The organism is Microbacterium sp. STN6, assembly GCF_026410545.1.
Lineage (GTDB): Bacteria > Actinomycetota > Actinomycetes > Actinomycetales > Microbacteriaceae > Root112D2.
Genome location: NZ_JAPMIT010000002.1, coordinates 649608 through 676480, shown reverse-complemented (window position 1 = coordinate 676480; position 26873 = coordinate 649608). Strand labels below are relative to the sequence as shown.

General features: G+C 70.3%; 21 protein-coding genes. 5 read left to right on the top strand and 16 right to left on the bottom strand.

The annotated features are described in order from the left end of the window. Positions 1 to 31 precede the first annotated feature (31 nt). The 5 genes from OSC27_RS08570 to dusB form a co-directional block, all read right to left on the bottom strand. Positions 32 to 1660 carry an ABC transporter substrate-binding protein gene (locus tag OSC27_RS08570; protein WP_267181018.1) on the bottom strand — a complete coding sequence of 543 codons (1629 nt, stop codon included), beginning with the start codon at positions 1658 to 1660 and terminating at the stop codon, positions 32 to 34. A 157-nt stretch (positions 1661 to 1817) separates the two neighbouring features. Further along, positions 1818 to 3728 carry a DNA primase gene (gene dnaG / locus OSC27_RS08565; RefSeq protein WP_267181017.1) on the bottom strand — a complete coding sequence of 637 codons (1911 nt, stop codon included), beginning with the start codon at positions 3726 to 3728 and terminating at the stop codon, positions 1818 to 1820. A gap of 56 nt (positions 3729 to 3784) precedes the next feature. After that, entirely contained in the window at positions 3785 to 4252 is a 468-nt protein-coding gene (locus tag OSC27_RS08560) for a DUF4282 domain-containing protein (protein ID WP_267181016.1), read from the bottom strand. A 9-nt stretch (positions 4253 to 4261) separates the two neighbouring features. Next, on the bottom strand, positions 4262 to 5557 hold the full coding sequence (locus OSC27_RS08555) for a deoxyguanosinetriphosphate triphosphohydrolase (protein WP_267181015.1): 1296 nt from the start codon (positions 5555 to 5557) through the stop codon (positions 4262 to 4264). After that, positions 5547 to 6737, bottom strand: coding sequence for a tRNA dihydrouridine synthase DusB (gene dusB, locus OSC27_RS08550; protein ID WP_267181014.1), 1191 nt, complete (start codon positions 6735 to 6737; stop codon positions 5547 to 5549). Before dusB ends, OSC27_RS08555 begins: the two co-directional genes overlap by 11 nt. A gap of 35 nt (positions 6738 to 6772) precedes the next feature. On the opposite strand from dusB, the gene OSC27_RS08545 reads away from it, so the two are divergent. Continuing rightward, positions 6773 to 7258 (top strand): aminoacyl-tRNA deacylase, encoded by a 486-nt coding sequence (locus OSC27_RS08545; RefSeq protein WP_267181013.1) that lies wholly within the window; start codon positions 6773 to 6775, stop codon positions 7256 to 7258. 55 nt (positions 7259 to 7313) lie between these two features. Here OSC27_RS08545 and OSC27_RS08540 read toward each other — a convergent pair whose 3' ends face one another. The 5 genes from OSC27_RS08540 to leuA all read right to left on the bottom strand — a co-directional run bounded on the left by OSC27_RS08540 (position 7314) and on the right by leuA (position 11698). Then, positions 7314 to 7472 carry a hypothetical protein gene (locus OSC27_RS08540; protein WP_267181012.1) on the bottom strand — a complete coding sequence of 53 codons (159 nt, stop codon included), beginning with the start codon at positions 7470 to 7472 and terminating at the stop codon, positions 7314 to 7316. Next, complete coding sequence (locus OSC27_RS08535) at positions 7469 to 8137, bottom strand: DsbA family oxidoreductase (protein ID WP_267181011.1); 669 nt, start codon at positions 8135 to 8137, stop codon at positions 7469 to 7471. Before OSC27_RS08535 ends, OSC27_RS08540 begins: the two co-directional genes overlap by 4 nt. Before the next feature lie 183 nt (positions 8138 to 8320). Continuing rightward, entirely contained in the window at positions 8321 to 9136 is an 816-nt protein-coding gene (locus OSC27_RS08530) for an isoprenyl transferase (protein WP_267181010.1), read from the bottom strand. Beyond that, entirely contained in the window at positions 9133 to 9876 is a 744-nt protein-coding gene (recO, locus tag OSC27_RS08525) for a DNA repair protein RecO (RefSeq protein WP_267181009.1), read from the bottom strand. The genes OSC27_RS08530 and recO overlap by 4 nt, the downstream gene beginning before the upstream one ends. Before the next feature lie 49 nt (positions 9877 to 9925). Then, entirely contained in the window at positions 9926 to 11698 is a 1773-nt protein-coding gene (gene leuA, locus OSC27_RS08520) for a 2-isopropylmalate synthase (RefSeq protein ID WP_267181008.1), read from the bottom strand. Positions 11699 to 11893: 195 nt separating this feature from the next. On the opposite strand from leuA, the gene OSC27_RS08515 reads away from it, so the two are divergent. Genes OSC27_RS08515 through OSC27_RS08500 form a run of 4 tightly spaced genes read left to right on the top strand, consistent with a single transcriptional unit; the run spans position 11894 to position 19623 of the window. Continuing rightward, a complete protein-coding gene (locus OSC27_RS08515; RefSeq protein WP_267181007.1) occupies positions 11894 to 15319 on the top strand; it encodes an ABC transporter permease in 3426 nt (1141 codons plus the stop codon). Continuing rightward, positions 15316 to 18054, top strand: coding sequence for an FtsX-like permease family protein (locus OSC27_RS08510; protein ID WP_267181006.1), 2739 nt, complete (start codon positions 15316 to 15318; stop codon positions 18052 to 18054). Before OSC27_RS08515 ends, OSC27_RS08510 begins: the two co-directional genes overlap by 4 nt. Beyond that, complete coding sequence (locus OSC27_RS08505) at positions 18051 to 18956, top strand: ABC transporter ATP-binding protein (RefSeq protein ID WP_267181005.1); 906 nt, start codon at positions 18051 to 18053, stop codon at positions 18954 to 18956. The genes OSC27_RS08510 and OSC27_RS08505 overlap by 4 nt, the downstream gene beginning before the upstream one ends. Next, positions 18946 to 19623, top strand: a complete 678-nt coding sequence (locus tag OSC27_RS08500) for an ABC transporter ATP-binding protein (protein WP_267181004.1) — start codon at positions 18946 to 18948, stop codon at positions 19621 to 19623. Before OSC27_RS08505 ends, OSC27_RS08500 begins: the two co-directional genes overlap by 11 nt. Before the next feature lie 256 nt (positions 19624 to 19879). Here the strand turns inward: OSC27_RS08500 and OSC27_RS08495 are convergent, their stop codons facing one another. From OSC27_RS08495 to OSC27_RS08470, 6 genes are all read right to left on the bottom strand, one after another. Next, positions 19880 to 21283 (bottom strand): ABC transporter permease, encoded by a 1404-nt coding sequence (locus tag OSC27_RS08495; RefSeq protein ID WP_267181003.1) that lies wholly within the window; start codon positions 21281 to 21283, stop codon positions 19880 to 19882. Next, positions 21280 to 22041, bottom strand: a complete 762-nt coding sequence (locus OSC27_RS08490) for an ABC transporter ATP-binding protein (RefSeq protein ID WP_267181002.1) — start codon at positions 22039 to 22041, stop codon at positions 21280 to 21282. The genes OSC27_RS08495 and OSC27_RS08490 overlap by 4 nt, the downstream gene beginning before the upstream one ends. A 90-nt stretch (positions 22042 to 22131) precedes the next feature. Further along, positions 22132 to 22809, bottom strand: coding sequence for a response regulator (locus OSC27_RS08485; RefSeq protein WP_267181001.1), 678 nt, complete (start codon positions 22807 to 22809; stop codon positions 22132 to 22134). Between the two features lie 2 nt (positions 22810 to 22811). After that, entirely contained in the window at positions 22812 to 24626 is a 1815-nt protein-coding gene (locus OSC27_RS08480) for a sensor histidine kinase (protein ID WP_267181000.1), read from the bottom strand. An 82-nt stretch (positions 24627 to 24708) separates the two neighbouring features. Beyond that, positions 24709 to 25602: a GTPase Era gene (gene era, locus OSC27_RS08475; RefSeq protein ID WP_267180999.1), complete on the bottom strand. Its 894-nt coding sequence runs from the start codon at positions 25600 to 25602 to the stop codon at positions 24709 to 24711. Beyond that, positions 25599 to 26867 (bottom strand): hemolysin family protein, encoded by a 1269-nt coding sequence (locus OSC27_RS08470; protein ID WP_267180998.1) that lies wholly within the window; start codon positions 26865 to 26867, stop codon positions 25599 to 25601. The genes era and OSC27_RS08470 overlap by 4 nt, the downstream gene beginning before the upstream one ends. Positions 26868 to 26873 lie beyond the last annotated feature (6 nt).

The window sequence follows — 26873 nt, the reverse complement described above, 5'->3', positions numbered from 1 at the left end:
CAGGGTGAGCCGATTCTACCGGCTCGCCTGCTTATCCCTTGGCGAGTGCCGCGTACCGGAACTTGAACGACGCGTCGAGCGTGTCCTGCGTTCCCGTCACGTCCTTGCCCGTCACGGCAACCTGCGCGCCCTGCAGGAACGGCAGCGTCGACAGGTCGGCCGCCTCCGTGTCCTGGATCTGCTCGATCAGCTTGGTGCGCGCTGCGGCGTCGGTGGTCGTGCGCTGCTGGTCGATCAGCGCCTGCACCTTCGGGTTGTCGTAGTGGTTGCCGAGGAAGTTGTCCTTGACGAAGAACGGCGACAGGTAGTTGTCGGCGTCGGAGTAGTCCGGGAACCAGCCGAGCTGGTAGGCCGGGTACACGTCGGCGACGCGATCCTTCGAGTACTGCACCCACTCGGTCTGCTGCAGGTTGACCGTGAACAGTCCGCCCTTCTCCAGCTGGTCCTTGATCAGTGCATACTCGTCAGACGACGACGGGCCGTAGTGCTCGTTGTTGTACTGCAGATCGAGCTTGACGGGCACGCTCACGCCGGCGGCCTGGAGGGTCGCCTTGGCCTTCTCGAGGCTGGGCCCGCCGTCGCCGTCGCCGTACAGCGGCTTGAGCGACTCGGTCGCGCCCGTCAGGCCCGCGGGAACATAGGAGTACAGCGGCGTGTAGGTGCCCTTGTAGACCTGCTTGGCGATGGCCTCGCGGTCGATCAGGTCGGCCGCTGCCTGGCGAACAGCAAGCGCCTTCGCCGGGTCGGCGTCGGCCGTCTTCGCGCCGAACGGCTGCGTGTTGAAGTTGAAGACGATGTAGCGGATCTCGCCGCCGGGGCCATCGACGACCTTCACGTTGTCGTCCTTGCGCAGGCTCTCGATGTCGGTCGCCGACAGGCTGCGGAACGCGACGTCGATGTCACCCTTCTGCACGTTCAGCTTCAGGTTCGACGACTCTGCGTAATACTTGACGTTGATCGTCTCGGTCTTCGCCTTGCCCAGCAGCCCCTGGTAGTTGGGGTTCGCCTTGTACGAGATCAGGTTGTTGAAGTCGTACGAGGTGATGTCGTACTGGCCGGCGAACGCGTGGCCCTTCACGATGTCCTTGTCGCTCGTGAGCTTGTCTGGCGAGAACACCTGCTCATCGACGATGGGACCGGCGGGGCTCGAGAGCACCTGCGGGAACGTCTGGTCGTTGTCGCTCTTGAGCTTGAAGACCACCGTCAGCGGGTCCGGCGCCGAGACACTGTCGAGATTGGCCAGCAACGAGGCCGGGCCGTTCTGGTCGTTGATCTTCACCTCACGGTCGAAGGTGAACTTCACGTCGGAGGAGGTCAGGTCGTGGCCGTTGGCGAACTTCAGGCCCTTCTTGAGCTTCACGGTGTACTCGTTCGGCGCGGTGAAGCTCGCGGATGTCGCGATGTCCGGTTCGACGTCGGGGCTGCCGTACGGCGTGTTCATGAGGAACGGGAACACCTGGTTCATGACGGCGAACGAGCCGTTGTCGTACGAACCTGCGGGGTCGAGCGTGGTGACCTTGTCGGTCGTGCCGATCGTCAGCGTGCCGCCTGACGTGGAACCTTTGGGGCTCGCCGAGCAGCCGGCAAGCACCAACGCGGTGGTGGCGAAGGCCACGGTGACGGCGGCAACTCGCCGGCGTGTCACGGAAACGGGTCTCATTCTTACCTCTTCCTGATGGAGAAAAACGTCGGCTGCGATCGATTCTGAGTGCAGCGCCAACGTTATTGTTCACAGTCCTAACACACGGGACCTTCTCGGCCGGGCCAGTCTGCCACGAAGTCGTGAAAGTTTATGCGAATGCAACGAAAGAGCAGCGCTACTCCTCGCGCAGCCTGCGCCGCTCGGTCTCGACCGCGAGCAGCTCCTGCTGTATTGCCCGGTAGGCGGCGGCATCCGCCGAGTCTGCCCTCTGGAGCCGGCCGAGCAGCTCGGCTTTGCGGTGCAGCAGATCCTTGTCGATGAGACCCGAGACGACGCCTCTGGCATACATCGTGAGCTCTCGCTCGCTGCGCTCCGGTATCGGCGCGACCGCCAGCTCCTGAACGAGGCCCGTGAACGGTGCCGGCGCCTCGGCGATGATTCGCGAGATCCAGTCGGCGGCCTCCAGGGCGTCGAGGGCGCCCGCCATGGCGTCTCGCACTACCGCCAGGGCCGGGTTCGTCATGCCGGAGCGCACGGCGCGCGCCGCCAGGTCACGCCCCACGAGCGTCGGATGCTGCACCAGCGCCTGCAGGGCATCGCGCTCCAGGCGCGTGGCCGGGTCCACCGGCAGCGTCACGATCGATGCAGGCGGGGGTGCGGCCACGGATGCGGCGTCACCGCCGGAGGGCGCGCCGTCGGACGAGCGGCCGCCACGCGCCTGCGCGGCGCCGTGCTCGGGGGTGCGGGTGCGCGTGCCGGCGGCATCCGCTCGCCTGGCCCCGCCCGCTACCGCGCGGGTGACCTCGGCGAGGTCGACGCCGAGCATGCGGGCGAGCTCGCGCGTGTAGCCGGGGCGCAGCGATGCGTCGCGGATCTCGGCGACGAGGGGCGCGGCGGTGCGCAACGCCGACACGCGGCCCTCGACCGTGTCGAGGTCGAAGCGGCCGAGCACCTGGCGGATCATGAACTCGAACATGGGCTTCTTGTTCTCGATCATGCTGCGAACGGCACCGTCGCCGTGCGCCAGTCGCAGGTCGCACGGGTCGAGGCCCTCCGGCCCGACGGCGACGTAGGTCTGGGCGGAGAACCGGCGCTCCTCGGCGAACGCGCGCATGGCCGCCTTCTGGCCGGCGGCGTCCGGGTCGAACGTGAAGACGACCTCGCCCTCGCCTGAGTCGTCGCCCAGCACGCGGCGCAGAACCGTGATGTGGTCGGCGCCGAAGGCTGTGCCACAGGTCGCGACCGCGGTCGTGATGCCGGCGAGGTGGCAGGCCATGACGTCGGTGTAGCCCTCGACGACGACGACGCGGTGGGTGCGGGAGATGTCCCGCTTGGCCAGGTCGAGGCCGTACAGAACCTGCGCCTTGTGATAGATGGGCGTCTCGGGCGTGTTCAGGTATTTGGGGCCCTTGTCGTCGTCGGTGAGGCGGCGGGCGCCGAAGCCGATGGTCTGGCCCGTGACATCCCTGATCGGCCAAACGAGTCGGCCGCGGAAGCGATCGTATGCGCCGCGGTCGCCCGTGGAGACAAGGCCGCTCGCCGCGAGCTCCTCTGCGCTGAAGCCGCGGCCCTTCAGGTGGTTCGTCAGGGCGTCCCAGCTTTTCGGCGCGAAGCCGACGCCGAAGCGGTCGGCGGCGTCACGGTCGAACCCGCGTTCGCCGAGGAAGCGGCGGCCGATCTCCGCCTCGCCCCCGCCGAGGGCGTCCACAAAGAACTCGGCGGCCGCGGCGTTGGCCGCGATGAGCCTGGCGCGGTTGCCGCGGTCTTCGGCGGGGCCGCCGTCTTCGTAGGTCAGCGCATAGCCGATCTTCGCCGCCAGCCGCTCGACGGCCTCGGCGAACGTGACGTGATCCATCTTCTGCAGGAACGTGTAGACGTCGCCGCTCTCGCCGCAGCCGAAGCAGTGATAGAACCCCACCTGGGGGCGCACATGGAAGCTCGGGCTGCGCTCGTCGTGGAACGGGCAGAGCCCCTTGAGCGAGCCGACGCCGGCCGAGCGCAGGCTCACATAGTCGCCGACGATGTCGCCGATGTTCGTGCGGGCCTTGACCTCTTCGACATCACTCTGACGAATACGGCCGGCCATGCCACGAGTCTAGATGGAGCCGCCGTCCAGCGACGCTTCGTCTAGCGACGCTTCGTCTAGCGACGCTTCGTCTCGCGCCTGGCGCGCGCGGGTCGCGGCCGCGTGTTCTCGGCGATGGCGACGATCGCAACGAACACTTCGATGGCGACGCGCAGCAGCAGCACCGCGAGCATCGCGCCGACGATCGTCAGCACCACACCGAAGAGGAACAGCAGGACTCCCCACGGGGTGTGCGTGGCAACGGCGGCGCCCAGGCTCACGATGAGGCCGTAGATGACGCTCAACGCGATGACGGCGAGGCCCACGATGTACACCGGGCCGGCGAGCCGGCGGGTGACGTACTTCGTGAACGTCACATCGAACAGCGCGGAGAAGAAGCCGCCCTCGTCGAGCCGGTCGGCGAAGGCCGCCGCGGGCGAAAGGGGAGCCTGGTAGGCCCCGGCCTCGTCGTCGACGGCCTCGTGATTCTTAGGGGCGCCCGCGCCCTCAGGGGCGCCGGCATCGTCGGGCGTCGTACCGCTCATGAGCCCAGCCTATCCGCGCACGAGTCGGTCGTACCATGCCAGTGCGGACTGGTCGGTGAGACTTGCGACCTGGTCGACGACGACGCGTCGCCTGCCCTCGTCGTCGTTTGCGGCGTCCCAGTCCTCGGCGAATCCGGCGTCGAGCGCGTCTGCACCGCGCGCGTACAGAACGTCGGCGAGGCCCGTGAGAACGTCCCGCTGCTCGGCGTAGATGGGCTGGCGGGTGTTGCGCGACATGACGAAGGTGGCGACGATGCCCTTCAGCACGGCGATCTCGGCGCGGATCTCCTCGGGAACGACGACGCTCGCGGCGAACCGGGTGAGGCACTCGTGCGGGTACGCCTGCCGGGTCGCCCGGGTTGCCGCGCCCGCGAAGCGGCCGATGAGCTGGCTGGTGAGGTCTTTCAACCGCGCCTGGGTTCGCCTGCCGGCATCCCATTCGGTCAGCCACACCGTCATGGCCGCGAGCCGGTCGAATGCGGCGATGAGCGCGTCGTGGTCGAACTCGCCGCCGATCCACTCGTACATCGAGTCGACGAGGTCGCCGTGGTCGATGCGGGAGCCGAGCGCCGTCACGTCGATGTAGCCCCCGACGACGGCATCCTCGAAGTCGTGCACCGAATAGGCGATGTCGTCGGAGAGGTCCATGACCTGGGCCTCGATGCAGCGAACGCGCTCGGGAGCGCCGGCGCGCAGCCAGCGGAACGCGGCTTCGTCGTCGGCGTAGAAACCGAACTTGGCGCGCCCGCTCGGGTCGGCTACAGAGTGGGAGGCCGGCCACGGGTACTTGCAGCTCGCGTCGAGGCTCGCCCGGGTGAGGTTGACCCCGTAGGTGCGGCCGTCCGGCCCGAAAACCTTCGGCTCGAGCCGGGTGAGCAGGCGCAGCGTCTGGGCGTTGCCCTCGAAGCCGCCGATGCGCTCGGCCCAGGCGTTGAGCGCGCGTTCGCCGTTGTGCCCGAAGGGCGGATGCCCGATGTCGTGCGCCAGGCACGCCGTGTCGACGACATCGGGGTCGAGGCCGAGGCTCGTGGCGAGTTCACGCCCGACCTGGGCGACCTCGAGCGAATGCGTGAGCCGGTTGCGCGCGAAGTCGATGCCGGCCGTGGGGCTCAGAACCTGCGTCTTCGCGGCGAGGCGGCGAAGCGCACTCGAGTGCAGGAGCCTGGCACGGTCGCGGGCGAAGTCGCTGCGCCTCGACGAGTGCTGCTCGCCCAGCCAGCGCTGCCTGTCGTCGTCGGTGTAGCCGGCAGTGACGGTGGCGGCCCGGCCGGAATCGGTCGCCGGCGACGCCGCCTCATCCGCCACTGGTGTCGCCCTCGCCCTCGGTGAGGTTCGAGCGCTGGTCGCCGACAAGGTCTCGGCTCGCGAGCCAGCCGTCAGGCAGCGCCGTTCGCTTCGGGCTTCCCGCACGGCCACGCGGGCCCTCGGCGCCCTCGCCGGGGTACGGCTGGTCGCCGTCGAGCGTGTCGAGCAACTCGTCGAGCTGCTCGAGCGTCTGCACCGTCGCGAGACTCGCCCGCAGGTCGCCGCCAACCGGGTACCCCTTGAAGTACCAGGCGACATGCTTGCGGATGTCGCGGCAGCCTCTCTCCTCGCTCTCGAAGAACTCGACGAGCAGTTCCGCGTGGCGGCGGAAGGCGGCGGCGACCTGGCCGAGGGTGGGCCTGGCCTGGGCTGCGGATGCGGCGTCCGCGTCGATGATGCCGGCGCGGGCGTGGAAGGCGGCGGCCAGGTCACCGAACAGCCACGGGCGCCCGAGGCAGCCGCGGCCGACGACGACGCCGTCGCAGCCTGTGGAGTCGACCATGCGAATGGCATCGTCGGCCGACCAGATGTCGCCGTTGCCGAGCACCGGTACGCTCGTGACCGTCTCTTTCAGCCGCGCGATGGCCGACCAGTCGGCCTGGCCGGAGTAGAAGTCGGCGGCCGTGCGCGCGTGCAGGGCGATCGAGGAGACACCGGCGCCTTCGGCGGCCCGGGCGGCCTCGAGGTAGGTGAGGTGGTCGCTGTCGATGCCCTTGCGCATCTTGATGGTCAGCGGCAGCGGGCCGGCCGCGTCGACGGCGGCCTCGACGATGGAGCGGAACAGCCCGAGCTTCCACGGCAGCGCGGCTCCCCCGCCCTTGCGCGTGACCTTGGGCACGGGGCAGCCGAAGTTCAGGTCGATGTGGTCGGCGCGGTCTTCGGCGACGAGCATGGTGACGGCCTCGCGCACGGTCTTCGGGTCGACTCCGTAGAGCTGGATCGAGCGGGTGGTCTCAGAGGGGTGGTGTGTGATGAGCCGCATCGACTCGCGTGTGCGCTCCACGAGAGCGCGCGAGGTGATCATCTCGCTCACGTAGAGCCCCGCACCGAACTCGCGGCACAGTCGGCGGAACGCCGTGTTGGTGATGCCGGCCATGGGCGCGAGCACCACGGGAACGTCGAGGGCCAGCGGGCCGATGGCCAGCTGGGGGGAAGGGCTTATCGTCGTCGTGGGAGTCATGTGTGTCTCAATTCTCCCAGAAAGCGGGCGCGGGCATGAATGGCACTGTGGAACCGGGCGGGCGACAGCGAGCCGTGGCCGACGCCGAACGGCGCGGCCTGAGCATCGACGTGATCTCCCGCCCGCACGCGCACGGCCTCGATGAGGCAGCGGCGGCCCTCGGTCTCACCCCCGGCGAGATCGTCAAATCGCTCGTCGTGAAGCGCCGCGACGGCAGCTTCCTGTTCGCCCTCGTGCCCGGCGGCAGACGCATTTCGTGGCCCAAGCTGCGTGCGGTCGTTGGGGTCAACAAGCTTTCCATGCCGGATGCCGCCATCGCCCTCGACGCGACCGGCTACCCGCGGGGCGCCATCACGCCGCTCGGCAGCAGCACGGCGTGGCCGGTCTTCGCGGACTCGCGCGTGCCGCCCGGCCGCGTCGGAATGGGCGCAGGCGAGGTAGGCTACAGCGCCATCGTGACCGGCGCGGCACTGCTCGAGAGTCTGGGCGCGACGATTGCCGACATCAGCGAGCCGGAGTAGCGCAGGCCGGAGCAGCGCAGGCCGGAGCAGCGCAGGCCGGAGCAGCGCAGGTTGCCTATTCGCTCGCGCCCGGCTGGGTGGCGGGGATCACGCATGCGTCGCCCTCGCAGGCGGCCGCGTCGCCGCCGAGCATGGCGAGCCCGCCGGCCCGGGGCGGGGTGAGCGGGGTGTCCGCGTCGACGGAGGCGTTCGCCGCGGCATCCGTCGCCCTCATGCGACTGCCTCGCGTTCGCTCCAGACCTGCTCGAGCACCTGCGTGAAGGTTTCAGCGGCCTGTGCGCCCGAGACACCGTACGCGCCGTCGACGACGAAGAACGGCACGCCCTGAATGCCGTACGCGGTGGCCTGCGCCTGGTCGGCGCGTACATCGGCGAGGTACTCATCTTCCTCGAGCGAGCGGATGACGTCATCCCGGTCCAGGCCGACCTGCGCCGCGAGATCCGCCAGCTCGGCGATGCGCCCCACGTGCCTGCCCTCGGTGAAGTAGGCGGAGAGCAGGCGCTCGGTCGCCTCGAGCTGCTTGCCGTGCGCCTTCGCGTAGTGCAGCAGCTGGTGCGCCTTCACGGTGTTGGTGTGCTGCAGCGCGTCGTAGTCGTAGTGCAGGCCGACGCCCTCGGCCATCTGCGTGACACGGTCGAGCATCTGCTGCACCTGGTCAGGGGCGATGCCTTTGTGGCCCGCGAGGAAGTCGGTCTCGGAGCCGTCGAAGTCGACGGGCGTGTCCGGGGAGAGCTCGAAGCTGTGGTACTCGAGCTCGACCTCGCGGCCATCGCCGCCCGCCATGAAGGCGGTGGAACCCGCCTCGAACGTGCGCTTGCCGATGTAGCACCACGGGCACGCGATATCTGACCAGACGTCGACCTTGATGGGGTTGCTCATGCTGGGTGCAACCCGCAGCGTGCGCCGGGCATTCCCGTCGTCGAGCTGGTTGAGGAGCGGCCAAAGGCCGCGTCTCGAAACCTGCGTCGGGCGATGGGTTTCGAGACGCCGCTTTGCGGCTCCTCAACCCACGCGACACCGCTTTGCGGCTCCTCAACCCACGCGACGCCGCTTTGCGGCTCCTCAACCCACGTGGGGGGCGTCGGGGGTGTCGACGGCGGCGCCGAAGCGACGGTTGCGGCCCGCGTAGAGCTCGACGGCGTGCCACAGATCTTCGCGCGTGAAATCGGGCCACAGCCGGTCGAGGAACACCATCTCGGCGTACGCGCTCTGCCACAGCATGAAGTTGCTCGTGCGCTGCTCCCCCGAGCTGCGCACGAACAGGTCGACGTCGGGCAGGTCCGGCGCATACAGGTGCTTCTGGATGGCGCGCTCCCCGACGGCTGAGGGCTTGAGCCGGCCCGCCGCGACCTCCTCGGCGATGCGGCGAACGGCATCCGCTATCTCGCCTCGCCCGCCGTAGTTGACGCACATGGTGAGCGTCATGGTGCTGTTGCCGGCCGTGAGCTGTTCGGCGTACTGCAGCTCCTTGATGACCGATGCCCACAGCTTCGGCCGGCGGCCGGCCCAGCGCACCCGCACACCCCACTCGTTCAGCTGGTCGCGGCGGCGATGCAGCACGTCGCGGTTGAAGCCCATGAGAAAGCGCACCTCGTCGGGCGAGCGGCGCCAGTTCTCGGTCGAGAAGGCGTAGACGCTCAGGTGCTTCACGCCAATCTGCACGGCACCGGCGACGACGTCGAGAAGCGACGCCTCCCCCGCCCGGTGGCCTTCGACCCTGGGCAGGCCCCGCCGGTTGGCCCAGCGCCCGTTGCCATCCATGACGATGGCGACGTGGTTCGGCACGGCACCGGCCGGCAGCGCGGGTGGGTAGAGGCCGGTCCAGTCGAGCGGGCGGAACGGCACCGCATCCCGGTGCGTGTATGGCTTGGGGCTCATGCACCGGCTCCCTGGGGCCGGCGGTCGACGTGCGCGAGCGAGCGCAGTCCCCGCTCGAGGTGCCACTGCACGTACGCGGCGACGATTCCCGTCGCCTTCGCCCGCGTCGACAGGTCGGACCCCTCGGCCTGCGCCCACGCACCAGCAAGAAGAGCGCCCAGGTAGCCGATCGTCGACGCGTCGAGCCGCGGCGCACCCGCCGGCGCGCACTCGGCGCACACCACGCCCCCGAGCTGAACCACCACCGTCTCGTGCGGGCCCGGCGTTCCGCAGCGGGCGCAGTCGAGGAAGCTCGGCGCCCACCCCGCCATCGACAGTGCCCTCAGCAGGTACGAGTCGAGCGTCATGCCCGCATCGTGCTCACCACGGGCCAGCGAGCGCAGCGCCCCGACGAGCAGCAGATACTGCTGCAGTGACCCCTCGGACTCGCTCAGACGATCCGCCGTCTCGACCATGGCGTTCGCCGCCGTGTACCTGGCATAGTCGGCCGCGATCTCGGCACCGTACGAGCCGAGCGACTCCGCCTGCGTGATGACGTCGAGGCTGCGGCCCTCGTACAGCTGCAGGTCCGCGACCATGAACGGTTCGAGCCGCGAGCCGAACTTGGAACCCGTGCGGCGCACGCCCTTCGCGACCGCGCGCACCTTGCCGTGCTGGCGCGTCAGCAGGGTGACGATGCGGTCGGCCTCGCCGAGCTTGTGCGTGCGCAGCACGACACCTTCATCACGGTAGACGGGCACCTGACGATTATCCCCTTCAGCGGATGCGCGTGGCCGCACACACGCCGACTCAGACCCCGACGGGCTGCCTCGCTGGCGCACTCGTGCCGCTCGACGCGCGCACCGCGCGGTTCACCGCCGAGATGACCGCCTTCAGCGACGCCGTCGAGATGTCGGCGTCGATGCCGACGCCCCACAGCCGGTTGCCGTCGACGTCGAGATCGACGTAGGCCGCGGCCACGGCATCGCCGCCGGCCGAGAGCGCGTGCTCGGCGTAGTCGTACAGCGTCACGGCGACGCCCCGTGCGTTGATGGCCCCCAGGAACGCGTCGATCGGGCCGTTGCCGGATGCCTCGATCACCGTGGCCTCGTCGCCGTCACGCAGGTCGACGCTCAGCGCCAGCGTGCCGTCCATCGCACTCGCGGTACGGATGCCGGTCAGCTCGAACCGACCCCACTTCTCACCGGGCTGGGCCGAGGGCAGGTACTCGTCCTGGAAGATCGCCCAGATCTCGTCGCTCGTGACCTCGCCGCCAGACGCATCCGTCTTCGCCTGAACGACGCCCGAGAACTCGATCTGCAGCTTGCGCGGCATCTCGAGCGCGTGGTCCGTCTTCAGCAGGTACGCGACGCCGCCCTTGCCCGACTGCGAGTTGACGCGGATGACCGCCTCGTAGTTGCGACCCAGATCCTTCGGGTCGACGGGCAGGTACGGGACCGCCCATTCGAGTTCGTCGACCGTGACGCCCTGCCCCGCGGCATCCGCTGCCATGGCCTCGAAGCCCTTCTTGATCGCATCCTGATGCGATCCGCTGAAGGCCGTGAAGACCAGGTCGCCCGCCCAGGGGCTGCGCTCGTGCACGGGCAGCTGGTTGCAGTACTCGGCGGTGCGCTTGACCTCGTCGATGTTGGAGAAGTCGATCTGCGGGTCGATGCCTTGCGTGAACAGGTTGATGCCCAGTGCCACCAGGTCGACGTTGCCCGTGCGCTCGCCGTTGCCGAACAGGCAGCCCTCGATGCGGTCGGCGCCGGCCATGTAGCCCAGCTCGGCGGCCGCGATGGCCGTGCCCCGGTCGTTGTGCGGGTGGAGGGAGAGAATGACGTTCTCGCGGTGGTTCAGGTGCCGGCTCATCCATTCGATGGAGTCGGCGTACACGTTGGGTGTCGCCATCTCCACCGTTGATGGCAGGTTGACGATGACGTTGCGCTCTGCCGTCGGCTCGAAGACCTCGAGCACCTGGTTGCAGATGTCGACTGCGAATTCCAGCTCGGTGCCGGTGTAACTCTCGGGCGAGTACTCGTAGTACACGGTGGTGCCGGGCACGCTCTGCTCCATGCGCTTGCAGATGCGGGCGCCGTTCAGGGCGATGTCGATGATGCCCTGCTTGTCCTGCCGGAACACCACGCGGCGCTGCAGCACGCTCGTGGAGTTGTAGAGGTGCACGATGGCCTGCTTCGCGCCCCGGATCGACTCGTAGGTGCGCTCGATCAGGTGCTCGCGCGCCTGGGTCAGCACCTGAATGGTCACGTCGTCGGGAATGGCGTTCTGCTCGATCAGGCTGCGAACGAAGTCGAAGTCAGTCTGGCTGGCACTCGGGAAGCCGACCTCGATCTCCTTGTAGCCCATTTTGACGAGCAGGTCGAACATGATGCGCTTGCGTTCGGGGCTCATCGGGTCAATGAGGGCCTGGTTGCCGTCACGCAGGTCGACGGCGCACCAGCGCGGAGCGGCAGCAATGCGCGCATCTGGCCACGTGCGATCAGGCAGCTCGACGCGCAACTGCTCGTGGTACGGCCGATACTTGTGGATCGGCAGGGAACTGGGCTGCTGGTTGTTCTTCATGGTCTTCTTCTCTCCTCCTCGCAAAAGCTTTCAGCCGACGACAAAACTCCGCGACGAGGGAGGCCTGGGATTAGGACTCGTCGCGGCAGCTAAGGAGGAGCAGACCGTGCAGCACGAATTCAGAATAGCACTCTGCCGATAGCATGCTCGAAGCACGTGCGCGACGGCTGCCGCGTGACGAACGGAGGAGCTTACGTGAGACGAGAGGCGCAGGCGGGCCATGAGGCCGCCGCGCCCCGCCTGCCGCGCTCCTGGCTCGTCGGTCTTACGCTGCGCCGCTGGCGCACGCAATGGCGGCTGATCGTGGCGGTCACGCTGGTCGCCTTGGTCGCCTGCACTCTCGTGACCGCGCTCGGATTGCTCGTCACGGCGAGCGAGCGGGCCGGGGTGCGCGGCTCGCTCGCCGCCCTCGATGCCGGTCAGAGTGCGCTCGACGTGCGCATCCTGAAGCCAAGCGGGTCGGTGGAACACACGCGAACCTCACTCGAGAAGGCGGTCGGGCGCGTGCTCGGCGATGCCGGCACCGCCGATTCACGGGCGCTCGCGTTCTCGCAACCGACCCAGGTGACGGCGCCCCTTCCCATCGCCGCCTCGAGCGGGGCAGACACGTTCGCGTACTTCGGTGAGCTCGACGACGTTACCGACCACGCCTCCCTCATCGCGGGCCGCTGGCCACGCTCGGCGGACGCGAGGGGCCCGCTTCCGGTAGCCCTGCCGCAGGCAGCGGCGCAGGTGTTCGGGCTCACCGTGGGGAAAACGGTGGCCGTCGCCAACGCCGACGGCACGACAACGACGGCGACGGTCGTCGGCGTGTACCGTGCCACCGACGCCGCAGGCGAGTACTGGTCACGCGACGTTCTGCACGGCGACGGCGAGAACCCGGTACTGCCCAGGCCTGGTTCATCGTTCGGCGACCCGATCGACGCGTTCGGGCCGCTCGTGACCGCGCCAGGCGGCCTCGACGAGGCCGGCATCGCGGCATCCGTCGTCGATGTGAGTGCCACGCCTCGGTTCCAGGCGGTCACGGTCGACCAGCTGGCGCCGCTGATGGCGAGGCTCGATTCGGCCGATGTCGACATCGCGCGGTACGCCGGCAACATCGCCTCCGGCATCTACTACAGCTCGAGCATCGACACGGCCGTCAGTGGCGTGGTTTCGGGCCTCGTCGTCACCAGGGCCACCGTGACCGTCGTGAGCCTGCTGCTCATCGTGCTCGCCGTGGCCGCAATGACACAGATGGCGCGCGTGTACACGGATGCGCGCGAGAGCGAGCGCCGCCTGATGCGCTCGCGGGGTGCGTCGACGCGCGACATCGTGGCGCTCACCGCGATCGAGGCGGGCGTGATCGGCGTCGTGACGGCTCTGGCTGCGGCGCCGCTCGCCGCACTCGTTTACCGTGCGCTCGCCGCGCAGCCGCCGATGGTCGCTGCCGGCATGCCGGCGGATGCCGCGCCCACGCCGCTCACCTGGCTCAGCGCGTTCGGGGTCGCCGCGCTATTCGTTCTCGTGCTGCTGCTCCCGCTGTTCCGTGCCCGTGGCGAGGCCGAGAGCGGCGCGGACCGACGGCAGCGTCTCTCGCCCCTCATGCGCTCGGGCCTCGACGTCGGCGTGCTCGCCCTCGCCGTGCTCGCGTACTGGCAGCTACAGCTCTACCGGTCCCCCGTGCGCGGTGAGGGCGAGCTCGGCGTCGACCCGGTACTCGCGCTCGGCCCGGCGCTGCTGCTTCTCGCCGGGGCCCTCATCGCGGCCCGGCTCATTCCGCTCGTGTCTGTGCTGGCCGACCGCCTCGGCTCTCGTGTACGGGGCGCGGTGCTGCCGCTCGCGGCGTGGGAGATCGGCCGGCGCGCCAGGCGCGCCACGGCGGCCGTGCTGCTGCTCAGCCTGACGCTCGCGGTCGGCACGTTCTGCCTCTCGTTCCTCGCCACTTGGAAGCAGTCGCAGCTCGACCAGGCGGCGCTCGCGGTCGGCGCGCCCGTTCGCGTCGCCGCCGACCCGGCCGAGGCAAGCCGTCAAGCCGCGCGGCTCGCCGTCGGTGCCGCCCGTGCCCCGCAACCGGTGATCCACGATGCGGGGCGCGTGGCCGGCTCTGATGCCGACGCGGGTGACGGCGGCTCCACCGGCGTCGCCGTGCGCGTGCTCGGGCTCACCGAGCCGGCGCGCGCGATGCTCGATCGCGGCAGGGTCGGCGCCGAGGGAGGCACCAGAATCGCCTCAACGCTGCACGCATCGAGCGAGGGATCGCGCCGCATTGCTCTGCCTTCCGATGCCAGCGCCATCACGGCGAGAGTGAGCGTTGCGCGCCTCGACGGGGTGACCGCCGACGTGCGGGCCATCGTCGAGGATGTCGATGGGCTGCTTCGGACGGTGGACTTCGGAGCGGTGGATGCCGATGGTTCGGCGTACGACGTGTCGGCGTCCCTGATTCCGGCGGGTGCCGATGACGCCGCCACGGCGACGGAGGCGGCCGGTGCGGCACGACCGCCCGCAAGCGCCATCGTCGGATTCCAGGCGGAGCTCGCGACGACGTCAGGCGAGTCGGGCGGCTCCGCGGCGAAGCTGAGCATCACGGTAGGCGACCTCGGCGTGCGCGGCGCGGGGCAGGCATCCGCTCGTGTGCTGACGGTGGGCGACGCGTCGCCCTGGTACGCGACGATGGACGGCGTGCTGAGCCGCGACGTGCGCGCGACGCCGCCGCCACCGGGATGGCAGTACGCGATCGAGGGTGAGTTGGCCGGCGGCGTCGGCGCGCGCGGGGCGACCGTGGTTCTCGCAGGCTGGGAGCCTTCCACAATGCTGAGGGCCGTCGTGCCGCACGCGTTCGCCTCGAGCCTGTCGCTGACGACGGGCGAAAGCCTCACGTTGCTCGTGCACGGCCGCGAGCTGCCGATCAGGGTGGCCGGAACTGCGGCGCACATACCCGGCGCGGCGACGCTGGCCGAACTTGCGGGCGAGACGGCGTCAGCCGGCGCTTCGTCCGGCCCCAGCGCCACCGTGGTCGTCGACGAGGTCGCCCTAGCTCGCGCGCTCGCGCAGGCCGGCGTGACCGGGACGCTGGCGAACGAATGGTGGGTGGACGTTCCCGCCGCCCACGCCACAGCGTACGTGCACGCGCACACACAGGGCACGGATGCGCCCGCCGCCGCCAGCGCCGCCGGGCTTGCACTCGCGCTGCAGCAGGCGCCCCTGCGGGTGGCGACGCAGGCTGCGCTGTGGCTCGGCGTGATCGCGAGCGCGGTGCTCGCCGCCATCGGCTTCATGGTGCACACCACGCAGTCGCTGCGCACCCGTCGGCTCGAGCTCGGGCACCTGCGGGCGCTCGGGCTCTCGCGCCGGGCGCTCACGGCCCTCGTCGCGCTCGAGGCGACACTCCTGTGCGTGCTCGGCACCGTGTTCGGCGTGGGCCTCGGCCTGCTGCTCGTGAACCTGGTGGGGCCGCTCGTCGCCGTCTCCCCCACCGGGGCGCCGACCGTTCCGTCTGTCGTGATCGCGACACCGTGGGCGCAGATCGGCATGCTCGCGCTCGAGATCGCCATCGTGCTCGCGGCGCTCGTGGCGCTCATCGCCCAGCTGCAGCGCACGGTGCGCCCCGCCGAGCTGCTGCGGGAAGGGGGCGAGCAATGAGCGGGGCGCGGATCGGCTTCCGCAGGGCCAGGCGCGATGCGGGAATGCTCGCCGCCTTCGTCGCCCTCGTCGGCTTCACGGTGTTGCTCGCCGCACTCATGCCCGCGCGTGCGCAGACGGCCATCGACGACGGCGCCGCCGAGGCGGTGTCGCACGCGGGCCGTGCGGCCGACATCGTGCTCGCCACCGACGTCGGCTCACCAAACGGATCGGTGCCGCGCGCATCCGTGGACGACCTGCTCACCCTGGCCCGCGAGCTTCCGGCGCGACTGCCGCGCATCGTGCGCGAGACCACCGGGCAGCCCGTCGTCACCGTGCTCAGCCCCGCGTTGAGCGGGGTCGCCGATACCGGCGCCGGCTCGCGCCTGTCGGTTCAGGTCGGCCTGGCGACGACGCAGCAGACGCAGCAGTTGCGGGCCCTCGAAGGGACGGCCGCGATCGGGCCGGGTGCGCCGGGCGAGGTCGACGTGGTGATGTCGGCGGCGGGGGCGCGCGCGGCATCCGCTCATGTCGGTTCGGTGATCATGCTCGAGCCGACCGCGGGCGCCGAGGAGCAAACCCCGCTCGCGCTTCGCCTCGTCGGAATCGTCGCCCGGGCGCCGGGTGCGGAACGCGCAACCGACGCCCTCTGGGCCGACATGCCCGGCATGTGGCGGCCGACGGATGCCGCGGGCTCCCGCCGTGCCCCCGAGATCACGGTGCTCACCGCGCCAGAACAGGTGGCGAGCGTCGAGGCGCTCACGTCGGAATCGCTGACGAGGCGCCTGCGGCTGCCCCTCGAGGCGGCCGCGTTCACGCAGGAGCGGGTCGACGCCCTGATGCGCGAACTGCCCGCCCTCGACCTGCACCTCAGCCTCATCACCGGCGACTTCCGCGGCCAGCTCACGGTGCGAAGCGAATTCGAAAGCGCGCTGAAGGGATACGGCGAGAAGGCGTCGGCGGCCAACGCACAGATGTCACTCATGGAGGCCGGCGTGCTGGGTGCCGGCGTCGCCGTGCTCGTGCTGCTCGCCGGCCTCGTCGTCGATGGGCGCATGCGCGAGACAACGCTCATGCGTGCTCGAGGGGCCTCGCTCCCCCGCCTCGTGGGGCTCGCGGCGGCGGAGTCGGCTCTTCTCACGGCCGTAGGGGCGGCACTCGGCGCGGGTGCGGCGCGGCTCGTCGCCCCGATCGAGCCGGCGGGAATCGGCGCCGCCTCGATCGTGGCGCTGGCGGCGTTCGTCGCGATGCCGGCGCTGGTTCTCGTTCGAACGGTGCCGCTGTGGGCCGGCCGTCGCCGCCGGCTGAGCCGGGCGGAGCGTGCCGCGGGCCGGCGCACGGCGCGTCTTCGCCGCCTCGCGCTTGAGGTGCTCGTTCTTTCTCTCGCGGCGGGAGCGGTTCTCTCGCTTCGCGTGCGCGGGCTCGGCACAGTGCCCACCGGCCGGGCCGATCCGCTCGTCTCCGCGGCGCCGCTGCTGTTCGCTCTCGCCATCGCGGTGATCCTGCTGCGCGTGTACCCGTGGCCCGTGCGTGCCGCCGCTGCCCTGGCCCGGCGATCCCGCGGCGCCCTCGGTGTGCTCGGATCCGCCCACGCGGCACGCGCCCTGAGGGTTCTGCCGGTGCTCGCGCTCACGCTGGCGGTGGCGCTCGTCGTCTCCGGCGGCCTCATCGTCGAGACCGTGCGGGCAGCCCAGGTCGACGCCTCGTGGAGCCGCGTCGGCGCCGACGCGCGCGTCGAGGCACACGTGAGCGCCGCGGACGTCGCGCGCGCCGCCGAGGCGCCCGGGGTGCGGGCGGCCGCGAGTTTCACCGCACACGACCAGGTGGATCTGAGCGATGGGCCCCTGCGCATGCTCGTCTCCGCTCTCGCGGTCGACCACCGGTACTCCAGTGTCGTCGACGCGCTGCACCACGAGGCGGGGGTCGGCAACGCGCGGGACGCCGCCGCGCTGAGGCGGCTTGCGGCGGCATCCGCTGGCGTGACGCCCACGGAGCGGCTGCCCGCGCTTCTCGACAGTCGGCTCGCGTCGCGGTTCGCCTCGCACGAGCTCGTGCTGGGACTCGGCACGCACAACGTTCGCCTGAACGTGATCGGCACGGTCTCGGGCGGGCCGAGCGGCTACCACGACGGCCCCTTCGTGTACGTCGACCTGGCGGCGCTCGCCGCTCGCAACCTGCCCGCCGAGACCACGGCAGCCACCACACTGCTGCTGGTGGGGCCGGGCGCGGCCACCGCTGGGCGCGGGGTGTCGGCCGACGACGCCGTCGTGCACGCGCGAGACGCGTGGCTGCAGGCGCAACAGCACTCGGCCCTCGTGGCCGGCGTGAACCAGATCACGACCATGGCCGTCGCCGCGGTGGCCGCGCTCGCGCTGCTCGCCCTGATCGCGTCGGTGCTCGCCTCGGCCCGTGAGCGCGGGCGGTCGCTCGCGTTGCTGCGCACGCTCGGCCTGCGCGTGCGGCACGGCTGGTGGCTGGCGCTCGCCGAGACGGCCCCTGTGCTTGCCGCGGCCCTCGTGGGCGGCATCGCGGCGGGCGTGGGCATCGTCGTGCTCGTCGCGCCGACGCTCGGCCTCGCCACGCTCGGCGGGGCGAGCGCGCCAGGCGCGGCAGGTGAGCCCGTGCTGAACGGCTGGCTGATCGCGGGCGTGGCGGCATCCGCTGTGCTGATGCTCGCGGTGGCGATGGCCGTGGAGGTGGCCGTGCACCGCCGCGACCGATTGAGTGAAGTTCTGCGAGTGGGAGGAACGCCATGACCGCATACGGCGACGAGGCGCTAATCGTCTGCGACAGCCTGGTTCGCATCTACCAGGTCGAGAAGATCGAGGTGCAGGCGTTGCAGGGGCTCGACCTGCTCGTCGACCGGGGCGAGATGGTGGCCATCGTCGGCGCTTCCGGTTCGGGCAAGTCCACGCTGCTGAACATTCTCTCGGGGCTCGATGCGCCGACCGCGGGCCGCGTGCGTGTGGGCGAATGGGACCTGCTCGACATGTCGGCGAAGCAACGCCTCGCGTACCGGCGCAGCATGGTCGGGTTCATCTGGCAGCAGACGGCCCGCAACCTTCTGCCGTACCTGAGCGTCGCCGAGAACGTGGCTCTGCCCATGTCATACGCGCGGATGCCGCGGGCCGACCGCCGTCGCCGGGTCGGCGACCTGCTCGAGGTGCTCGGCATGGGCGGCAAGGCGCACCGTCGGCCGAAGGAGCTCTCCGGCGGCGAACAGCAGCGGGCGGCGATCGCGGTCGCGCTCGCGAACGACCCGCAGGTGCTCTTCGCCGACGAGCCGACCGGCGAGCTCGACAGCCAGACCGGGGGCGCCGTGTTCGATGCGCTGCGCTCGGCGAACACCGAGCTCGGCACGACCGTGGTGATCGTGACGCACGACGCCGAGGTGTCGTCGCAGGTTCAGCGCACGGTGGCGATCCGCGACGGGCGAACCGCATCAGAGGTGCTGCGGCACGAGGAGGTCGACGAGTGGGGAGACGCGTCGGTGATCGCACGCGAGTACGCGGTGCTCGACCGGGCGGGGCGGCTGCAGCTGCCTGCGGGGTATCGATCGGCGCTCGGGCTGCGCGGGCGGGTTCGGTTGGAGCTGGAGGAGGATCACGTGGGAGTGTGGCCGGGCGAGGCCAGAGAGGCGGTCTCCGATGAACGATGACGCGATGGTCGCGGTCGACGGGCTGAGCCGCACCTACCCGTCCGCCGCGGGCGCCGTGCACGCCCTGCGTGACGTATCGTTCCGCATCGCCCCCGGTACGCTCGCGGCGCTGGTTGGCAAGTCCGGCTCGGGCAAGACGACGCTGCTCAACTGTGTCGGCGGCCTCGACCGGCCGAGTGCCGGGCGGGTGACGATCGGCGACGCGGACGTGACGGCGCTCGATGAGGCGGGGCGCACGGCGTTGCGCCGATCCACCGTGTCATTCGTCTTCCAGACCTTCGGTCTGTTGCCGATGCTCTCCGCGGCCGAGAACGTGGGCCTGCCGCTGCGTATGCGGCGGCTGCCTCATGCCGCCAGGCGTGAGCGTGTGGCACAGCTGCTCGAGCTGGTCGGTCTCACGGCGCACGCCGAGCAGCGGCCCGGCGAGCTCTCGGGCGGGCAGCAGCAGCGCGTGGCGATCGCCCGCGCCCTGGCGAACTCGCCGCGTCTGCTCATCGCCGACGAGCCGACGGGCCAACTCGACGCCGAGACCGGGGCTTCGATCATGGACCTGCTGCGCACCGTCGTGCGCACCGAGGGAACCACCGCCATCATCTCGACGCACGACACGACCCTGCACGACCTGGCCGACCAGAGGCTGCACCTGGCCGACGGCGTGCTCGTGTAGGCGTGCGCCGCTCCCCGTGCGCCGCTCGCCGCTCGCCGTGCGCCACTCGCCGCTCGCCGTGCGCCGCTCGCCGCTCGCCGTGCGCCGATTGTCGTCGCCCGGTTCATCGGTTCGGGGCAGAGTGCGTGTGCTGTTCGAGAACACCCGCAATACGCCCCGACCCGTGCATGAAGCCGCGCACGACGCCGCGCACGAAGCCGCGCACGAAGCCGTGCACGAAGCCGCGCACGAAGCGCACACGAAGCCGCGGCCGACCCTACTCGACGGCGAGGGCCGCGACGGGCGAGAGGCGCGTAGCCCGACGGGCCGGCGCCACCGAGGCGACGAGCGCGAGCGCCGCAGCCGCGAGCACGGCCGCCACGATGAGAGCCCACGGCACGCCGGGCACCACGATCCCCGGACTGCCGAGCATCGAGCCGAGGAGTGCCTGCGCCCCTGCCCAGCCGTAGAAGACGCCGAGCACGAGCCCGGTGAGCACAGCCGCGGCGGTCAGCGCGGCGCCCTCGGCGAGGATCATGCCGCGGATCTGTGCCGAGCTGAACCCGAGCGCCCGCAAAAGCCCGAGCTCGCGCGTGCGCTGCATCACGCTGAGCGACAGGTTGTTCACCAGGCCGACCGCGGCGATGACGCCGGCGAAGCCGATCAGAACGCTGAAGACCGTGACGGTGACGTTCAGAATCTCTTCCACGCCCTGGAACTCCTCCGGATGCGACTGCTGCGCCGCGGTGATCATGTCGCGATACGTCTGCGTCGCGACCGCGAACATCGTGATCAGCGTGACTCCGATGACGACGCCGATGGTCGTGCGCGACGAGCGCACCGGGTAGCGCACGGCGTTGGCCGCGGCCAGCCTGGCGGGGGCGGATGCGCCGAACAGCCGGCCGGTGAGCCTCAGTACGGGCGGCATGATCAGGTGCGCGGCCAGCACCAGCCCCGTGAACGAGACGATTCCGCCGACGAGGCCGATGAGCACTCCCAACGGGCTGACGAGGCCCGCGAGCACGCCGAGCACGAGCAGGAAGACACCGAGCGCAATGAGCGTGATGGCGACGGCGTTGCGACCGCGACGCCGCATCCCCTCGTCGAGGCTCGGCTCCTCAGCGGCGCCCGTCGCCTGCATGGGCGTGACGACGAGAACGCGGCGAGAACCCAGCCACGACGCCAGCCACGTGGTCAGGATCACGGCGATGATGGGAAGCACGATCGCGGGTGAGAAGTACGGGTAGTCGATGGCGGGCAGCACGCCGACCGCGACGAAGGAGCCTACGCCGATGAGCACGCAGGCCTCACCGATCGCCGCGCCCACGAGCGCGCCGACAATGCCGACCATGAGCCCCTCACCCGCGACCGCGCGGCGCTGGGAGGCGGCACTGGAGCCGATGAGCCGCATGAGGGCGATGGTGCGCGTGCGCCCGGCGATGATGGTGGCGAACGTGTTCGTGGTCACGATGGTACCGACGTAGATGGCGATGACGATGAAGACGACCGACACGATGGCGAGCATGATGCCGACGGAACGGTGCTCCGAGACGCTGTTGCGACCGATCGCGGCGGCCAGCACGGCGCTCGCCTCCAGCAGCGCCACACCGAACGCCGAGCTGAGACCGGCGACGAGAACGCTCGAGCGATGCTCGCGCGCCGGGAACGTGACGGAATTCATGCGCGCTGCTCCATCCCGAGCATGATCGCCGAGATCTCCTCGGCGCTCGATCGCGCGCGTTCGTCGACGACCCTGCCATCGGCGAGGAACAGGATTCGGTCTGCGAAGCCTGCGGCGATGGGGTCGTGGGTGACCATCGCGATGGACTGCCCGTAGCTGCGGCTCGCGGCCGCGAGCAGTGCCAGCACCTCGCGGCCCGAGCGCGAGTCGAGGTTGCCGGTCGGCTCGTCTGCGAAGATCAGGTCGGGGCGCGTCGCAAGGGCACGCGCAATGGCGACGCGCTGCTGCTGACCGCCCGAGAGCTCGTGCGGCCGGTGCCGCAGCCGATCCGTGAGCCCCAGGGAGCTGACGAGGTGGTCGATCCACTCGCGCTCTGCGCTGGTGGGGCGCCTGCCGTCCAGCTCGAACGGCAGCTCGATGTTGCCGCGGATGTCGAGCGTCGGCACCAGGTTGAACGCCTGAAAGACGAAGCCAACCCGGCGCCGGCGCAGCACGGTCAGTTGCCGGTCGCCGAGCGCGGTGATCTCGGTGTCGCCGAGCCAGACCCGCCCGCTCGTGACGCTGTCGAGGCCGGCCATGATGTGCATGAGCGTCGACTTGCCCGATCCGCTCGGCCCCATGATGGCGGTGAATTCGCCGGAGCGGATGCCGATGGAGACGTCGTCGAGGGCGGTGACGGCGCTCGAGCCGGCGCCGAAGGTCTTGGTGGCGTTCGCGACGCGCGCGACGAGCCCCAGGTCAGTGCTAGAGATGTCCATGCCCCAACGCTAGAAAACGCTCGCACGGCGCGAATCGGGCCCGATGATGATCGGCGTCATCCTGCCGAATGATCCGCGCGTGCCGCGCCGTCAGCCCACCAGCCCGTGCTCGAACGCGTACACCACGAGCTGCACTCGATCGCGCAGCGTCAGCTTGCTCAAAATGCGGCTGATGTGCGTCTTCACGGTCGCTTCACTCAGGTACTCCCCCGCGGCGATTTCGGCGTTGCTCATGCCGCGCGCGGCGAGCAGGAAGATGTCGCGTTCGCGGGCGGTGAGCGCTCCATAGGCGACAGGCGCGGATGCCGGGCGCTCGACGCGCCCGGGCCCGAAGTGTTCGAACAGCTCCCGTGTCGCGCCCGGAGCGATCACCGCGTTGCCCGCGTGCACCGTGCGGATCGCCGCGAGGAGGAACTCCGGCTCGGCATCCTTGAGCACGAACCCGCTCGCGCCCCCGCGGATCGCGCGTGCCGCCGCCTCATCGAGGTCGAACGTTGTCAACACGATGATGCGCGGGGCCCTCACCCCGCGCTCGGCCGCCGTGCCGAGCACGCGCTCGGTTGCCGCGATGCCGTCCATGACCGGCATGCGGATATCCATGAGCACGACGTCCGGCCAGCTGCGCTCGATGAGGTCGGCGCCGGCGAGCCCGTCGCCCGCCTCGCCGGCGAACTCCAGGTCGGGCTGAGATCCGACGAGCATGCGGATTCCGGCCCGGAACAGCGCCTGGTCGTCGACGAGTGCCACGCGGATGCGTGCTTCGCTCATTCTCATTCCCCTCGCGCCGGCGCCGCCGGCAGGTATGCGGTTATCGTGAACACGCTCTCGCCCTCGTCGATGCTGAGCCATCCGCCCGCCAGGCTCGCGCGCTCGCGCATGCCCGGCACGCCGTGCCCCGGCCGGTCGCTGCTTCGCTCGGCACCGGCCACAGCATCCGCATCGGGCGCTTTCACGGCGTTCGTCACCTCGATCTTCACACCGTCGGCGCTCCACGCCATGGCGATCGTTGCACCCTGCGTGGTGTCGCCGTGCCGCAGCGCGTTCGTGAGAGCCTCCTGCGCGATGCGATACACGGCGATCTGCGTGCCGGCGGCGAGGGCCGCGCGCTCCCCCTGCTCGGTGAAGCGGATGGGCAGACCCGCCGCTCGCAGCTGCTCCACGAGCCGCTGAAGGTCGTCGAGATCCGGCTGGGGGCCGCCGCCCTCGCTGTGGCGCAGCTCGGCCAGCAGCAGCCGCACGTCGCCGAGCGCCTCGCGCGCGGTGCTCGAGATGGTTTTGAGCGCGGCGTCGAGCGCATCCGGGTCGCTCTCGCGCGCGTAGCGGGCGCCATCCGCCTGGGCGATGACGACGGCAAGCGAGTGTGCCACCACATCGTGCATGTCGCGGGCGATGCGGTTGCGCTCCTGCTCCACGACGACGGCCTGCTCGGCGCGACGGTGCTCCTCCTCGGCCAGCATCTGCGCCTGGCGGCTCGCACGGGCGTTGCGCCAGGTGCGCGCCAGCAGGCCGAGCACCCACGACAGGCCAAGGACCGTCGCGGAGACGACGGCGAGGAACACGAATTGCAGCGCCAGCTGCCCGATGCGCGCCGAGAACGCCTGGTAGTAGAGCTCCGAGATGCCGTTTGCCAGCGTGAGATAGAGGGCGGCGACCACGGAGCCGAGACCGGCCGAGACGAGGCCCGCCCAGCGCGTGGCGCGGTCGCCATACGACGCGGTGGCGTACAGCACCGCGAGCACGGCGATGTCGGCCGGCGTCACACCCTGCAGCAGAAGCATCTGGCCGATCGCCGCGAACCAGGCGAACGCGAGTGAGATGGCAGGCGAAAGCCGGCGAAGGGCGACGGCGACGGCGAAGCCGATAATCACCAGAACGCCCGCGCCCGAGGTCAGGTTGTAGCCGGCGACCGCAACGAGCAGGAAGAAGGCGGCCGCGACGAGCATGTCGGTGGCGCGCTGGCGTGCGGTGAGCCGACGCACGAGCGGGTTCTCGGAGTCGGCGGATGCAGCGCTCTCCGGCTGGGCGAGCCACACGAGCACGGAGGGCCGGGCGAGAGTCATGTCGCGCCGCATGCGGCCGATCATGAACCCGAGCAGCCACGCCATCGTCTGCCCGATAGTCAGAACCAGCGCGACGAGCACCACGCCCACCGCACCACCCGCGCCGGCCGATCTACTCGTCGATTCGCTGAGCGGAAGGTCGCTCACCGACAGGAACGCGCCGAGCGGGCCGACAAGGATCGCGGCCGCCAGGCACAGCCACCGCGTGAGCGCGCGGCCGTGCGCCGCGATGCCGACGACCGCGAGGATCAGCAGCAGGTACGCGGGCCACTGGCCCACGCGATGCAGGCTGCTGGTGTCGAGCACGTCGAGGCCGGCGCCGATGGCGCCAAGAGCAAGGGCGGCGGCGGGCGCGATGCGGGAGAGCGCCAGGGCCGCCGCGAGAACCACCATGGTGACGACGGCGCCGCCGAGACCGATGCGGGCGCTCGTTCCGATACCCGCGGCCACGATCCAGCCGAGCAGAATGAGCACGCCGAGCGCAGGCTCGAGTACCCAGCGGTACTTCACGAGAGCCTCAGACACCCCTCAACCGTATGTGCTGGGGGCGGGTCATCCGCTCATCGCGGCGGCGAAATCATTCTGCAGGTGTATGCAGCCACATCTGTCAGAAGCCGAGGCGGCCGAGCTGCTTGGGGTCGCGCTGCCAGTCGCGCGCGACCTTGACGCGGATCGACAGGAACACGTGACGCCCCAGAAGCTGCTCGATCGGGGCGCGCGCCTTCACGCCGATCTCACGCAGCCGCCCGCCAGAGCGCCCGATCACGATGGCCTTCTGGCTGTCGCGCTCGACGAACAGGTTCACGTACACCTCGACCAGGTCTTTGTCGTCGCGCTCGATGATGTCGTCGATCGTGACCGCGAGCGAGTGCGGCAGCTCGTCCCTGACGTCTTCAAGAACCGCCTCGCGCACGTACTCGGCGATGCGATCCTCGAGCGACGCGTCCGTGATCGCGTCTGACGGGTAGAGCGGCTGGTCCGACGGCGGGAGCAGGCGCATGAGCTCCGTGCTGAGCGTGTCGAGCTGGATGCGACTGGTCGCCGACAGGGGAACGATCGCCTCCCAGTCGCGCAGGTGCGAGACCGCCAGCAGCTGCTCGGCCGTGGCCGGCCGAGACGCCGCGTCGATCTTCGTGACGATCGCCACCTTCTTCGCGCGCGGGAACGCGTCGAGCTGCTCGTTGATGAACCGGTCGCCCGGCCCCAGCCGCTCGTTCGCCGGCACGCACATGCCGATCACGTCGACATCGGCCAGAGTGGACTGCACGAGCGTGTTCAGCCGCTCGCCGAGCAGCGTACGCGGTCGGTGTATTCCCGGGGTGTCGACGAGGATGAGCTGGCCGTTCTTGGAGTGCACGATGCCACGGATCGCGCGTCTCGTCGTCTGCGGCTTCGAGCTCGTGATGGCCACCTTCTCACCGACGAGAGCGTTGGTGAGCGTGGACTTGCCCACGTTCGGACGCCCCACGAACGACACGAATCCCGCGCGATAGTCCTTCATGGCTGCTGGCGCCCCTCTCGTTCCACAATCACCGTACTGAGCCTGCCGCGCCTGCCCTCGGTGCGTTCCGCCGTGAGCGTGAGCCCGCGCGTCTGCGCGACCTGCCCTCGCTCCGGCAGGCGCCCCAGCAGCTTCGCCACGAGACCGCCGACCGAGTCGACGTCTTCGTCGTCGAGCTGCAGGTCGAACAGCTCGCCGAGTTCGTCGACAGCGAGCCGGGCGCTGACGCGGAAGCGGCCATCGCCCAGCTCCTCGACCATGGCCACCTCCCGGTCGTACTCGTCTGAGATGTCGCCCACGAGTTCCTCGATCAGATCTTCGAGGGTGACGAGGCCGGCGATACCCCCGTACTCGTCCACGACCATGGCGAGGTGGTTGGACTCCAGCTGCATCTGGCGCAGCATCTCGTCCGCCTTCTTCGACTCGGGAACGAAGAGGGCGGGCCGGGCCAGTTCCGCGGCGGTGAGGCCACCGGCATCCGCTCGTGACTCGAAGCTGCTGCGTGCCACGTCGCGCAGGTAGAGAACGCCCGTGACCTCGTCTGCGTCGCCGTCGACGACGACGGGGATACGTGACACGCCTCGCGCGAGCAGCAGCCCCATGGCGCTCTCCAGGGTCGCCGACGCGTCGATCGTGACCATGTCGGTGCGGGGAATCATGACCTCGCGAACGAGGGTGTCGTTGAACTGGAAGATCGAGTGGATGAGCTCCCTGTCGTCCTCCTCGAGCACGTCGAGCGCGGTCGCCTCGTCGACGATGCTCAGCAGCTGCTCCTCGGAGTCGACGGCAGCGGAGCGAGCACGCGAGGGCGTGACGCGGTTGCCGAGCGCCACGAGAGCGTCGGCGAGCGGGCCGAGCAGCACGCGCAGGGCGTGGATCAGGGGCGCGGATGGTCGCAGCAGCGCCCGCGCGTGGGCCCGCCCGACGCTGCGTGGGCTCGTGCCGACGAGCACGAACGAGACCGCCGTCATCATGAGGGCCGAGATGAGCAGGGCCAGCCACCACGTGTCGAGCAGCGTTGAGAACGCGAGCGTGACGAGCACCGCGGCGGTGGTCTCGGTGGTGATGCGCAGGAACGCCATGGCGTTCAGATGGGCGCCGGGATCCGCGCTGATCTCTCGAAGCGACGCCGGGAACCGCGCGCCCTGGGCGAGGTCGAGGATGTCGGCACGCGATTGCACCGTGATGGCCGCGTCGAGCGCCGTCAGCAGGCCTCCCGCTGCCACGAGCACGAGGGCGATGATGAAGAGGACGGTGACGAGCATGACGCC